Annotated in this window: 13 protein-coding genes; all 13 read right to left on the bottom strand. The window is 41.8% G+C overall.

From position 1 onward, the window contains the following. Positions 1-33 precede the first annotated feature (33 nt). Positions 34-975 carry a hypothetical protein gene (locus tag PQO05_RS17120; RefSeq protein WP_273628648.1) on the bottom strand — a complete coding sequence of 314 codons (942 nt, stop codon included), beginning with the start codon at positions 973-975 and terminating at the stop codon, positions 34-36. A gap of 6 nt (positions 976-981) precedes the next feature. Continuing rightward, entirely contained in the window at positions 982-2,736 is a 1,755-nt protein-coding gene (locus PQO05_RS17125; protein ID WP_273628649.1) for a type VI secretion system Vgr family protein, read from the bottom strand. Positions 2,737-2,752: 16 nt separating this feature from the next. Beyond that, positions 2,753-3,361, bottom strand: a complete 609-nt coding sequence (locus PQO05_RS17130; RefSeq protein WP_273628650.1) for a hypothetical protein — start codon at positions 3,359-3,361, stop codon at positions 2,753-2,755. A 4-nt stretch (positions 3,362-3,365) separates the two neighbouring features. Continuing rightward, complete coding sequence (locus PQO05_RS17135; RefSeq protein ID WP_273628651.1) at positions 3,366-4,271, bottom strand: hypothetical protein; 906 nt, start codon at positions 4,269-4,271, stop codon at positions 3,366-3,368. A gap of 88 nt (positions 4,272-4,359) precedes the next feature. Beyond that, complete coding sequence (tssD, locus tag PQO05_RS17140; protein ID WP_273628652.1) at positions 4,360-4,752, bottom strand: type VI secretion system tube protein TssD; 393 nt, start codon at positions 4,750-4,752, stop codon at positions 4,360-4,362. A gap of 89 nt (positions 4,753-4,841) precedes the next feature. Then, positions 4,842-5,246, bottom strand: coding sequence for a type VI secretion system tube protein TssD (tssD, locus tag PQO05_RS17145; RefSeq protein ID WP_273628653.1), 405 nt, complete (start codon positions 5,244-5,246; stop codon positions 4,842-4,844). A 122-nt stretch (positions 5,247-5,368) separates the two neighbouring features. After that, entirely contained in the window at positions 5,369-5,938 is a 570-nt protein-coding gene (locus PQO05_RS17150) for an NAD(P)H-dependent oxidoreductase (protein WP_273628654.1), read from the bottom strand. Positions 5,939-6,062: 124 nt separating this feature from the next. After that, entirely contained in the window at positions 6,063-7,451 is a 1,389-nt protein-coding gene (locus PQO05_RS17155) for a DUF5458 family protein (protein ID WP_273628655.1), read from the bottom strand. A gap of 34 nt (positions 7,452-7,485) precedes the next feature. After that, on the bottom strand, positions 7,486-7,926 hold the full coding sequence (locus PQO05_RS17160; RefSeq protein ID WP_273628656.1) for a type VI secretion system contractile sheath small subunit: 441 nt from the start codon (positions 7,924-7,926) through the stop codon (positions 7,486-7,488). 99 nt (positions 7,927-8,025) lie between these two features. Continuing rightward, on the bottom strand, positions 8,026-10,503 hold the full coding sequence (locus PQO05_RS17165; protein WP_273628657.1) for an ATP-dependent Clp protease ATP-binding subunit: 2,478 nt from the start codon (positions 10,501-10,503) through the stop codon (positions 8,026-8,028). A 10-nt stretch (positions 10,504-10,513) separates the two neighbouring features. Next, positions 10,514-12,889: a type VI secretion system protein TssR domain-containing protein gene (gene tssR / locus PQO05_RS17170; protein WP_273628658.1), complete on the bottom strand. Its 2,376-nt coding sequence runs from the start codon at positions 12,887-12,889 to the stop codon at positions 10,514-10,516. 19 nt (positions 12,890-12,908) lie between these two features. Continuing rightward, positions 12,909-13,868 carry a PKD domain-containing protein gene (locus tag PQO05_RS17175; RefSeq protein ID WP_273628659.1) on the bottom strand — a complete coding sequence of 320 codons (960 nt, stop codon included), beginning with the start codon at positions 13,866-13,868 and terminating at the stop codon, positions 12,909-12,911. A gap of 42 nt (positions 13,869-13,910) precedes the next feature. Continuing rightward, positions 13,911-14,402, bottom strand: a complete 492-nt coding sequence (gene tssO / locus PQO05_RS17180) for a type VI secretion system TssO (protein WP_273628660.1) — start codon at positions 14,400-14,402, stop codon at positions 13,911-13,913. Between the last annotated feature and the right edge of the window lie 5 nt (positions 14,403-14,407).

Below are 14,407 nucleotides of genomic sequence, written 5' to 3' on the forward strand. Positions count from 1 at the left end.
TAAGATTTAATGCTAGTACATTACTTGTCGTTACTAATCGTCCAATCTTTTCAAATCAAACTGGGTAACAAACTGATAATTATATTTTACAGCTTCCATTAACCGGGCACTTGCATTGATAATTAATCCCGATTTATTATCAATAGTTCTCCTGATTATGTACTCATAATCATACTCTGTAAAGTTATATTCAATTAAAGGTCTGTAAAACTTGTTATACTGTTCTTCTAATGTTGCGTTATCAAGCTTTTGTTTATTAAGCTTTCCTACCGTCATAATTTCGGTCGTAATTTGATTCTCATCTATTATACCGTGGGTTAGTTCTATCTCTATCGGGATATTCACAAAAATTTGTGAATTAAAACTCAAAATCTGTTTCGCATCCCTATCCTTTAAGGGGTCGTAATCGTTAAACATAACATGGTAAAACAGGGATTTATCATACGTTTTTTTCAAACTTTCCTCTGTTCCAAACTCAATATTCCCGCCCGAAATAATCCCCTCTGCCGCAGCCGGGCTATGCAGATTAAGCGTTTTATAGAAATTAGAATCTATTAGTTTTAACTTAAAATCTTCCCAGCTTTGCTGCAGTTCACCGAAGTTTTCAATGCTGTTGATTGATCTGTCTTCATTTAAACGAAATGTAACATTTTCCTTTTTGTACTCCAGCTCTTCGGTCGCGGCGATGGCTTCGCTTAATGCCTCCGGATTTATTTTGTACAAATATTGCTCTAATAATACCTTAGCCCTATTATTTGATTTTAGTTGGAGCAGGTACTGTTTTTTTGTATCACAATGGAAATTAATATGGTCTTCTACCTTCGTGGTATTAAACTGCTCGCACCTGTATCTGTATGAGCTAAGCAAATCGTCTTCCGTATTTTGCTTAAAACTCTTTTCATCCGCGTTTTTATTAGTCAGTTTTTTACCGACTGTTGCTTCTGCCTGATCATCAAAAAATTTAAAATTGCTCATCGTCTATTAATTGATATCAACTTTACCACTCTTAATTGTGATTGAACCACTATCTAATACAATTGAACTGCCACCGCATTGAATGGTTATTTTTTGGTGCGCAGAAATTAAGATCGAACCATCTTTCTGGGTAATATTTATACCATTTCCATCGCTTGTAAGCGCAACTTCATGCTCGGCGGCGATACCAATGGTACCTGGTCCACTTTGCATTACAATAGCATTTTTACCGGTCTTATTACTTATCATGCTGGCAGCAGTGGCTTCTATTGTACCATTGGGCTCATTAACATGGATCATGTTTGATAATGAAGTGGCCAGCATCAAAGCATGCTCTGCATCATTAAAAGTAAGGTTACTCCCCTTACGCGACATCATGCCCTTAATATTGCTATTGGTAAAGCCGCCACTATCCACGTTGTTACTGTGATAAACACTGCCCATTACAACTGGTTTAGCAATATTGCCTTCTTCAAAACCTACAATTACCTGGTCGCCTTTTTCGGGTACTACTAAAAAGCCGCGGTTCTTACCAGTATCGCCGTGACCTGCATTGGGGCTCATTACCCTTAGCCATTCGGTTGGGTCGTTAGTGGTACATTGCCATTTAAACTGTACTTTAATACGGCCCTGCTTTTGCGGGTCGTCATTATCCAATACAGTAGCTAACTGCATATCAGCAAACGGTTTATCAGCATCGCGTACCGGTAGCTTTTCGCTATCGGCAGATACTCCTTCGAACGTGTTTTGATAATGTCCTACCCCATCTAACTGATGGTACACAGCAGTCACCAGAAACTTGCCGAAATCCTGCACCTGGAAACCCGTATCGGCACGCATACTGGTACTGATGCTTACAATACAGCCCAATTTTACCTGTGGGTTATCGCCATTACCCATAATGGTAAGCAGTTCAGAGATCAGGGCTTTATGCTCATCGTTCACAAAGGTGTCTATCTCTTGTTGGGAGTTAACCCGTACGTCAAGTGGCTCATTAAATTGCTTACTGTATACCTGGTTAGATGCCGCCACAGCGTGTGCCAGATCTGGCGAACCAGAGCTGTTATCTGATGGCTGCGAGCTCAGCAATTCATCCTGTTGTGAGTGGTACGAGAATTTTTTGTAATTGAGCGGCGCAATCTGCATGCCGTATTGCAGGCTGTGTAAATCGCGTCCGTATATCAACGGTGCTTCATCCAGTTTAGATGGTTTACCAAAATTAAGTTTAACACCATCGTAATAAAACCACTCATGATACTCGGCCGAAAGACGGTTTATAAAATCGAAATCGCTTTCGCGGTATTGAATGATATAGTCTATTGGAGATGTGTAAGCCGGGTTAATATTTAGGCTGATGTCGTTCTGCGGTGCATCGGCGGTTGCTTGCTGTACAATGGTTTTCAGATCTTTTGCCAGATACGATCCCAGATCCGGGCCGCGATCAATCAAAATACTCGGACTAAAACCGCTCACCACAATATCGCCCTGGAAACCATGGCTTTGTGAAATTTCAACCCGGGTAATTTTACCGATGAACTGATGCTCATATTCTTCGCCGCGACCAAATTGTACGGTAAGGTTTTTACCCATAAACTCTTTCGATTTTTCGAGGGTTATTTTATTGGTGTTTTCTACCTGATCGTGATTAAAACGCAGTTGGAAGGTGTGGTGCTCGTTAAAACGCTGCTCGAGCGTGAAACTCGAAAAATGCGTTATCTGGGTACCCTCTATACTTATATCTACTTTTATCTTGGTTTCCATATTATGAGGCTTAGTATTATTTTAATGGCCATGGGCGGTAGTAGCTTATTGCTTTATACTTACCGCCAATTTTGCCAAACACAAATCCAAATGAGGTTTCTTTACCGTTATCCTCTGTATATTGCTTTTGCAGCTCATATAAAGTGCTGCCTTTATCGGTTGCCTGCTGTAAGGTTTTATAATAGTTCTCTGTAGTAGTTTTATCAATTTCCGAAAGATCATTTTCACCGCTCGCCGGTATCAATTTTACAGCATCTTTGGTAAAAATATCATCAAAATAGGTCGGGAATTCATTTTGGCTGATGAGGCCTTCCTGTGGTTTAACCGTGGTATTGTTCAGTTCATCATTAGTCCATTGCGGCAAAGTTTGCAGTGGGAAATGAAACATGGTAACGAGCTGCGTTTTGCTTTTAGTTTTAACAGCATCTTTAAATTGCTTTAAAAATTGTCTAAACTGCTGTTCGTCGGTTAATCCTTCTTCCTTAACTATTACTGAATCTTTTTTTACTGTTTTTACAACTGTTACTGATGATGTATTGCTGGCAGGTTTATTATTGCAGCCATAACCAAACTGTATAAGCAGCAGCAGGATAATGGTATAGGTATAAAATTTAGGCGGTATCATTGGTTTAATTTCTTGGTATGCTAATCAGGGCGCGTTGTTCCATCCTTTTCAAAATTACAGCCGCCCCCAATTGGGTCGAAACAGCATCGGCATCGTAAACCCCGTCTTTTACATATTTACCCTTGGTGTAATGGTTAGAGTAGCTCCACAAATAAGGTGTATGTATACCTTTTTTGTTGTAGCCGAAACCATTATAACCCTCCAGTTTCAACAATATAAAAGGCAGGCTCCAGTTGGTTACCTGGTCGTATTTCATCAGCTTAATGGCATCAACCGCGCTTTCTTCAAAGGTAAACGGTGGGTTATGTCCAACCTTTGGCCTGTGCGCCGGTACATGCACGGTAAAACCGGTTAAAGGGTCGCCGTTGTGCAGGTGCCTTTTAAAACTAAAAGAACACTCCATATAATGCACGCAGGCAATAAAATACCAGGGTACGCCCGAACTGTTAAAGAAGCCGCTGTTAGAGAAAAAATCTGTATTTAAACCGAATGTATTACTGTTATCTGTAAACTTGCCCTGCAACAAATCAAATCCCTGGCCCCCTGTTTGGCCAAATGGCTTATTGGTAATACCAAATGGACTTGAAGTTATTGACGTATCAGCCAATAAAGGAGAAGTGGCAAAACGGTTATAAAATGGTGTGTAAGATGATTGAAATAAAGGTTGTTGGTTATTAAACAGTAAATTGGTGTTACCTCCCCCACGTACCAAATTGGAAATTCCCTCGTACCTCGACCGGTTAACAACTATCTTTTCATCAATGATCTTATCCACCTGGGCTATTTTCTCTTTGTTGATCTCGCATGTATTAAAAAGCAAAATGTACTCCATAGCTGTAGGAGCTACAGACTTCACTTTTTTGTGCACAGTAGGCGAACCCGGCTTTATTATTCTTTTCTTTTTTTTCATAAAAAATCAAGAACTGGATCGGATAAAAAAACGGAGAAGATACATTCCCTATCTTCTCCGTATCTATTAGTAGTAATTGTTAAACGGCTTATTTCGGCCAGTCGTTTTCGTGCTCGGCGTTACCAATTTTTAAGGTACGGGCCGAGATCACAAAACTTAAGGTCATTGGTGCATTACCAACTATCGATATACCTTCATTATATTGAATGATATAGCCATCCTGGAAAGAAAGTTCTTTCATTTTGGCATCTTCTTCTGATTTTTTGAAGGTGATAGTACCGCTCAGTGGTTTAAACTGGTTGTTTACCATTGATTCGATAACCGAGGTATCTTCGGTAGATTCAACCTCTACCTGAATGGTACCACCATATACGCCTGATGACGGACGCCCCTTGGCATCAACATCACGGCTTAGCGCGTAGCTGCATTGCAGTACGTCAAACTCTTTCGAGCCTATATTGATTCTTGCTTTGAAAGCCATTGTTGTAAAATTTAAAAATTGATGTAATCAGAGAACAGGCCGAACCATAAAATGTTGGCTTATTTATTCTCCCTTAATTGCTTTGTGGATTAGTTAGCGCTTACGCCTGGCCAATCGTTCACATGCTCTGCGTTACCAAGTTTTAACTTGCGTGCCGAAATGGTGAATTTGTAGCTCATCGGTGTATCACCAATAATGTTTAAACCTTCAGAATATTTCACAATGTAAGCGTCCTCAAAGGTCAGCTCTTTCATTTTTGAATCTTCTTCCGATTTTTTGATCAGTAAGGTACCGGTAAGCGGTTTGTACTGATTGTTTACCATTGATTCGATAACTGAAGTGTCTTCTGTTGATTCTACTTCGATGTCAATGGTTCCGCCATATACTCCTGAAGACGGGCGTCCTTTAGAGTCAACATCGCGGTTTAAGGCATACGAGCAATTAAGTACATCGTACTCTTTGCCCGAAAAATTTAATCTTGCTTTGAAAGCCATAACGATAAATTTTAAGGTTACTGTTAATAATTGTGAAATAGACCATCTATTTCATTTATATATTAACTACAGATAAGTACGATATATTGTTTGGAGAAAATTTAATTAATCTATAATTATTTTCACAAAAGCTTACTACCGAAGCTGTAGAGCTTTTTAAGCCATTTTTGGGCGTATTCATTTTCTAAAGAATACAAATGCCCGATGGCGCTGGTATGCACCGGCTGGATGTGGCATTTCTCAAGCAGACTCCTTTTGATGGTCAAGTAAGTGGCCTTTTGTGTGGTTTGCCAGTCGTTCCAGGCATCCTCATCCAGGATGGATACGATACGTGCCGAGCGGCCACGAAAATCATTACTAAAATTAGGCTGGTTAACCACAAACACCTGATCTGGCAAAAAAATACGGTCGAAGAAACCTTTGATCTTAAAGTTGATAGACTCTTTAAAAACCGGGCAAAACACCACGATATGGCTGGCCCATTTTAATTTTGCGAGGGCATCGATCAAATCGGGTTCCGGTTCCTCGATGCGGTTGGGGAGTTGTTTATTGGGGTTAAACTTGAGGTCGGCAATTACAATATCCTTAACCTGCGCGTCTGCACTTTCGGCACCATTACGATAGGCATCGATAAGCGATTGCGTAGTTTCGCCTTTGTTAATATCTGCATTTATAATTACTACCTGCCTCATTTACGAAGGCAAAAATAGCAGATATTACCGATAAAGGTAGCAGGTGTTAAACTTAAGCTAACATTAAATTAAAATAATTCCATTACTTATTTAAGTAATGGAATTATTGATGGTTTTGAAGTACTTATTGCTGCTTGTACTCCGAGTTCCAGGTAGTACTGGCATCTTCGCCTTTATGACCGTCGAGCTTTACAACAAAGCTCTTGGCTGGGAAGTAAGGAGTGATATTTATATCCAAATGGATCCTGTCTTTCTGTTGCTCGTCGCGTTCGAAGCGCACGATTTTGAAACGCTCGATCAATCGGTCTGGTCCCTGGATATTATCTAAAAATTTAACGATCTGCGAGCGCAGGTCCTGCTCTGTTTTAGAGTTCCAGTTTTCGAAGGCACGTCTGTTCAAAAAGTCGAACAGTACTTTAGTGATATAATCGAATACACGTACTACCGAGTAAGTCTGTAAACCAATGTTATCGCCATTGAACAATGTTTTGGCCGAGAAAGCCATTACCTTGCCATACTCGTTAACCATTGGAACCAAGCCAATACGTTCAAGATGAGAGATCTCGCTCTTTTTCAGGTCGAAACGTACACCATCAACTTCGTTAACGGCACCGTGTTTTTTACCTGCCGTAACCTGAGACATTAGCGTATAATACATTTTACCTGCCAATGCAGCTGAGCCCGGTACATACAGATCGTCCTCCTCGCCTACTTCGGCAACTTTGCCGCGGCCAACCATCCAGTTACAGGTCATGATGGTGTTTGATTTAAAGGCGTCGCCACCGGTTAAATTAGCTGAGGTAAACAAGTCGATCACATCATCCGGCTGATCCAGATCGGCAAAATCTGTTACCAGCATTACTTTATTATCAAAGGCCATTTTAGACCAGCGCTCTACCACCTTGTTTGATCCCAGGTAACCCGGAACAACCATGATCGAATAATTCTGGCGAAGATCCAGACGGTCGTAATTTTGTTTAAGCTCATTGCCGACATACTCGATAAAGCGCGGGTTATCCAGCTCTTTTAACTGATCGAGGCTGGCATTCATCAGCACCACATTTTTCAGCTTATCAGCCTCGGTATTTTTGTAGAATAAATGCAGCGAACGATAAGCCTGCTCCAGCTCACGGGTACTTTGCAGTACGTTATGAATATTTTGGTTTAGATTTTCTTCCGCCGATTGTAGCTTCTCTGTACTTTTTTCAACCATTTCGCCAACAGAACCGCCGGTTTCAAGGGCTTCAATCCATTGGTTTAGTTTTTGTTTAAGCTCTTCACGCTCCTGTTTCTTTTCGTCATCAGTTAAAAAGATCTGCTTGCGTGCTTTACGCTCGGGGTTAAGGTTCTGCAAACCGTCAATGGTGGTTTCCAGTAAATCAAATCCGCCGACCCTCGAAAGCTTGTCGAGGCTATCATTTAAACTAAGCGCCGGTGCAGCTGTTCTCTCTGCGGTTTTAAACCCTGGTTGTGACGAGGTTTCGTTGAGCGCTTGCTCGTTTTGTGTTGCCATAGTGGTAAGTATTGCTATTTAAGGTATCGGGAAATTATTGTTCGAGTTCTTTAACAAAGTTTTTAAGTGCGCTTACAAATGCTGCACGGGTTTCTTCGTTATCCAAAGTGGTTTTAAGCGTTTTGTTGGTTTTAAGCTGCTTAATAATGTTTAAGTACATTTCGCGCTCAATGTTCAGCTTACGTAAATAATTACTTTGCTGCACCAGTTTTTTAACGCCAAAATCGCCCAGGGTTTCGAACTTCAAATTTTCTGATATGGTTGAACCATCCTGTTTATCAAGCGAAACATTAACGTTTGGCTTGTAGTGCTCAAAAACATCTTCAACTGTTTTCAAACCTTCAACCTTTTCGGGGCGTAGCGGTTCGTTGTCAGTCAGTTTTTGGATAAACAGTGTTTTATTGGGAGCTATCTCCCCAAATGCTTCTGAGGTATCGACTTTTTTCTCGTTTCCTCCAATTTCGTAGTTGAACATAGGTATGTAGGATAAGTGTAGATGCTTTAATTTATTTATATAATAATGCTTTTGTTATAAAATTGTTTTATTAAACAACATTCATTAACTGTTTAGTAATTAATTAATTGACCAGGTAAGTTCATTGCCATCATCCTGTTTCGAGATGTTAACGCTTTGCCCCTTTTTTAGTTCGCCAGAAATAATGTAGCGCGATATTGGCCTTCTCAACTGGTTGCGTATAACGCCCGATAACTGCCTTGCGCCGTATTTAGGTGTAAACCCACCCAAAGCCAGCATGCTTTTTGCATCATCGCTGATACTGAAGCCAATACCCATTTTATCCAGCGAATCAGTAAGGCTTTTTAATTGGATGTCGAAAATGCGAACCACATTCTCTTCCGAGATTGGCTTAAACGGAACAATCTCAGATAACCGCGCTAAAAACTCCGGTCTGAAATGTTTGGCCATTACCTCCATTAGCTGGTTTGAAGTTGGCAGATGGCCCTGGCTCAATTGCTCGGCTAGCCACTCACTGCCTATGTTAGACGTAAACAATACAAGCGAGTTAGAGAAATCGCCTTCCTTACCCAGCCTGTCGTGCATGTGGCCTTCGTCGAGGATTTGCAGGAAGATATCGAATACAGATGGATGGGCTTTTTCGATCTCATCGAACAACAATACCGAGTAAGGTTGCTGACGAATCTTGTTCACCAATAGCCCTCCCTCTTCGTATCCCACATAACCCGGAGGCGCACCGTATAATAAGGCGGCAGAGTGCTCTTCTTTAAACTCCGACATATCGAAACGGATCATCGCCTTTTCATCATTAAACAGAAAGTCGGCAATAGATTTAGCCAGTTCTGTTTTACCGGTACCGGTTGGGCCAAGCAGGAAGAACGAGCCTATAGGCTGACCTTTCTTATTCAATCCGCTACGCGATTCGAGTATGGCATCCGATACTGCTTTCAATGCCTGATCCTGCCCTATCACGCGCTTGTTTAAAAAGCTTTCCATATTTAACAGGCGCTCTTTTTCCTGGGCTTGTATTTTGCCCATCGGGATGCCTGTTTTATAGGATATAATGGCAGCAATATCCTGTTTATCAACCACCGTGCTTTTATCTTTGGCAAGGGTTTCCAACAATGGTAAATTGCGGTCGAAGTATTCGATATATTCATCAGGTGTTTCAAAGGCGCTTACCTGTGTTTCGTCCTCCAGCTTGCCCAGAAGCACAGCACTGGTTTTATTCTGCATCAGGCTGTATAACCATTTGTAATCGCTTACATCAACGGTGTCAACTTCTGTATTTTTCAGTTCATTAAACTTGTCCTGAAGCTCGGTTAGCGTCATGTCTGATGTATCATTCATCAGCCTGATAGCAGCCATTGTACGGTCCATCAAATCAAATGCAGAATCCGGTAGTCTGCGGTCTTTCATATAGCGTTTTGCTAAGCGAACGCAATCTTTCACGGCTTCGTCATCTATCTTTAAACCGTGATGCTCTTCATAATAAGGTACCAGTTTTTCCAGCATTTTAATAGCAGTGTCAATATCCGGCTCGTTAACCTGCAATACCTCAAACCTGCGGCTAAATGCCTGCTCGGGTTCAATAATTTTACGATACTCATCAATGGTAGTAGCACCAATCACTGTGATCTCGCCACGTGCCAATTCCGGCTTTAGTAAATTACCCACGCCACCGCCGATTGGGCCTTTGTTATCTAACAAGGTATGGATCTCATCAATAAACAAGATGGCTTTATCAAACTGCTTAATCTCGCGCAGGATGTTTTTCAATCGGTCCTCTATCTCACCTTTGTATGATGCACCGGCGATTAACGAACCCAAATCCAGTTCAAACAGGTTTACATTCAGCAAAGATTGAGGCACCAGGTTGTTTACAATATCCAGCGCAAAACCATCAACCAAAGCTGTTTTACCTACCCCTGCATCACCGGTAATAATTACATTGGGTTTGGTACGGCGGCTCAGGATCTCCATAATCATCCGTGTTTCCTTATCACGGCCAATGATAGGATCAATTTTTCCCTGACGTGCCAGATCAGTACGATCTATACAATATTTTAATAACGCTGTGGTTGATTTCGAACCTGAACTACCATCTTCACCCGGAGCTGACGGTGCAACCGCATGCTGCACGCCTTCATCCTGGATATACACATCCAGTATTTCTTTTTCTTTTACCGGGAATGATTTGAGCTGACCGGCATCAAACCCAACGTTGGGTTTGGTTAAGGCAACCAGTACACAAACGGGTGTAATACTATCAAGGCCTAATTTTACCCGCACATTGTCGGCTTCTTCAAACACCAGCTTTACAGCATCGTTACCCAGCATTTCATCGGGCACGGTGATAGATTGCGGGTACTCTTCCATGCGCACATCGGCCCAGTCGCTAATGTAAGCGGCATCTTTACCAATGGAGTTCAGGAAGTTTTTTAATCCAACCTCGTTGTGCATTAAGCCCTTGAGCAAATGCGCCGGGCCGAATTCTTTATGATGGTACTCTTTTGCTAAAGATTGCGCCACCCTTACGGCTGTTTTTACCGACTCGCTTAAACTAATTACGCTCATTTTTTATTGCTTAATTGCTCCAGTTTGCCTGGGTTATGTAATAATAAACTTTGCCGTTTGATGTAAAATGTTGCTGCAGCAAGGCTTGCTGTTTAATGGTGTTACGGCTTTTAATCAGGTAATTGATGTAGGCCTCAAACTGTTGCTGCGGCATATCGCTGGCATCTTTCAGGTCAACAACCTTGTATTTCAACAATTCCTTTTTATTAGCCGGCACAACTATACCTGTGGTTTTACGGATATAATCGCCCAACTGCATGTTCTTAATGTCTGACTTAGGGAAATCCTTTAAGCCCATATTTTTACGTACAATGTTGATATAGTTCTTATACAGCTGTTTGCGATAATTACCGGCATCCTGCTGTAAGTTTTCACCAATCATTAAGGAAAGCAGGTCTGACAATTGTTTGTACTCAGCCTGGTTTAATATTACCAGATACTGTAGCTGATCCGGGTGCGCACTTACCAGGTTGGCAGGCACTTCTGCATTCATGTAATACTTGAAAGCGTTATGCGGCATATTGTCGCCCAAACTATCAGGCACCGGAGCAGCTAATTGCGACGATACAATGGTGTTTACATAACGATGCTCACGGCCAGTTAAACGGAACACACTGTCCAGCGTATGCGTTTGGGTGTAAATGTCGGTCTGGGTTTCCATCATTAAACGTTTCAATGCTCCATCCATAGCCAGGTTGGTTTTAACCACACCTTTCGGCGGGAAAATAACCGCGCCCTGGATTAAGCTGTTTTTAGGATAATCGAGGTAGAAAGAAATAGAATCTGACAATGATACATTGAACTGTTGCGTATTGCTTAGGCCCTCGCCTACTACCATACGGTTCTTTTTACGCTCGGCCAGTAAAACAGCTGACTCTGATACCAGCTTACGTGATTGGATTACGAAGTTGTTATAGATCGGGTTGTAATCACTATAAACCTGTATAGCTAACAAACGCGCATCAGCATTGGCAACTTCGGTGGCCATATCATAAGTATTATCAGATTCTGGGTTGTTGCCGGTACTACCTATCAGCACAATCAGGTTGGTTTCGTTTTTATGTGCGTTGAACATATTTAACGAAGTGTGCAAACCCTCGAACACAGGCTGGCTGTTAGCGCCAACGGTACAACCGTTTGTAATGGCAGCCTGCTTATCTAAAAAGTTAATCACTTTTCTATAGTCGGTGCTAAAAGGCTGTTGATCGATACCACCCGCATTGCAACCTATAGAGCTGCGATATACAACCGCGCCATAACTAATCTGGTTACCTTTATAATATGGTGCGAAAATGTTTTCGAACGATTGGATGGTGCTGGTTAAACCCGAGAAATAGCTGCGCATAGCGCTACCACCATCAACCACAAATATGACATTGATTTTGTGAATGTTTTTGCGGATAGCCAGATACTCGTTATAGCTTAAATGGCCGCCCTTGATATTCATAATGCTGTTGTGCGATTTATCGTAAACATCTGTAGCGATGCCCACTTTGAGATTACCAGTTGCATTACTATCTGTTGGATAAGAGGTTACAGGTAAGCTGCGCAATAAAGGTTCACCAGTATCCATCAGCGGATCAAAAACAAACGGTGTTGAAGGGCCATTGAAAGTTATGCCCTGATTAATAATCACAGCGGCAGAATCTTCGGCATCATAACCGGGTTTTGCAGCGCCGATGTATAAGCGTTCGCCCCAGCTGTGTACCGCATCTGATGGTACCCAACCGTAAATACTGCGGGCAGCACTATCAGCCAGTAACTGGCCTTCTGAACCTACCAATACAGTTTTACCATCTGGTGATTTCTTGAAAATGTATACGATCTGGTTTAAAGCAACTTTAGTTTTTTTATGCTCCATCTCTGGCGATGTATACACAAAAAGTGAATCCTTTTTATCGTAATAAACACGTGGGTTAATCAGCGGACCTTTGCCCGATACTATGGCAATTGCTTTTTCTGGGTAACCACTGTTAGCATTTACATAAGCTGATTGCCATAGCAATACTTTATCCTTATTGATCCAGCCGTAGCTTAAGGCAGCTTTTTTATTGGTTAGCTTGCGGCCTTGCACCATACCATCCTGGTATTTAATCAATTTGAGGTAGCCGTTGCGGGTTTCGCTCACATAAAACGGCTCCATAAATTTGATCTTCTTCATTACCAATGATCCCCCCGGTGCGGTATAGGTATAGTTCTCGTCGCGGTCAGAGAATACGATCCACGGTAGCGATGTGCTTTTGCCATCGTCGTACACGTTGGTTTTGTTATTCGGTTTTTCGAAAGCAGCCGGTAAGGTGGCTACTTTTTTATTGATAGATACCGGCGATTGGGCATTGGCCGCCAGTGTAGTTAATATGAATGCGATATATAATAGATTTTTCATAGCGATGCGGATAGGCTGATTATTTAATATGTTTAATACCATTTGATGCGGCCGAATGCTGTTTCACACTCAGCATACTTGAGCAGGTTGATTTAGGCTTCAGCGTAACTTGTGCCTCATCAATATTTACCCCGCCGCCAAAGGTCAGGCGCATACAGTACGAGTAAAAATCAGTCTGCTTACTTTCGCCGTTCGATTCCACATTCACGGTTACTTTTTCATCTCCGCAGAAATATTTGTTCACCAGGTAATAGTATTGACCATTAAAATCAGCACCGTTGGCTATAGCTTGCAGGTGTGATCGGATATCGTCGATAACCTTAGCCTCGCCTTCACCAGGAGCAACAATCGCATTAACGGTAGAGTCGGGATTGGTGATTAATACTTTTTGATATACCGGGTGTGTCGCATTATCGGTGCTCAGTTTTACAAAATAAGTTCCCGGGTTATGGTAAGTATAAAGCGCTGTCGGGCCTTTAACATCAACCCGGCCGGTTTCACCGAACGACCATTCGTAGATACGGGCGTTGCCTTGTGCTTCGAGCCTTATTTCTTCATTCACAATGCCGCGCGTTGGACCGTTAATGGTAAGCAGGGTGTCTTTAACAGCTGTAGCCACAGTATCTTTAACATTTACCGGGAACTGCTGCTGTAGTTTACCGTCCACAGTTACGCGAACGATGTAGGCACCCGCTTTTTTGAAACGATAAGTACCGTTTTGCTGGTTAGCGTGGTCGCCGTTACCAAACTCCCATTGCCAGGTTTTGGCGTTGGGCGTATTGTCTGAATAAACAAGATCTTCGTTCAGGAAAATCTCTTCTTTTAAAATCCGGGCGTTTATAGTTCTCTTATCAAACAGCGAACTTTTAAATAAAAAGATGAGGCCGGCTAAGAGCAATATGCTCACAATTATGTACAGGAAAATATAGTTTTGCCTGTTGGTATTAATTGGCCTGCCGTTGTTGTACTCGTCTTGCATGGGTAAAGGTGGTTGTTGTGTTATTGTACAGGATCTGGTTAATTAATGGCCGGCTGCACCCAAACTTTGCTGCAGCTGCCGGGTAGAAAGTTTACAATCGTCTAATAATTTATTTAAGCGGCTCATATCGTTATAATTACCTCTGAGCTCGCGTTTATCATAGAACAGGTTTTCGTGTATTTTTGATGCGTAGATGAAAATCTTGTACCGGCTATCATAAGGCCTGCTGTTGTAATAAGCACGTACAGCACCGATGGAGTTTTTAATGTCATTCTCCAAAAACAGGGCCTGCACGTTGGGGTTAAATTTTACAATGCGGGCATAAGTAGTATCAATAGTGGGTATGGCTTCGGTTACTGTGGCTTCAAACCGTTCTTCTTCTTGCAGGTGCTTGGCAAATTCATCTTTGGATACATTGCTGCCATTATCGTAGTTATAAAATATGGCTGTACATAATATCCCTGCGGTAAATAAGAACAGGGCCAGGAAGAACAGGAACCGTTCGCGTCTTTCTTTTAAGCTAAACTTCATCATAATAT

The organism is Mucilaginibacter jinjuensis (genome assembly GCF_028596025.1).
Classification (GTDB): domain Bacteria; phylum Bacteroidota; class Bacteroidia; order Sphingobacteriales; family Sphingobacteriaceae; genus Mucilaginibacter; species Mucilaginibacter jinjuensis.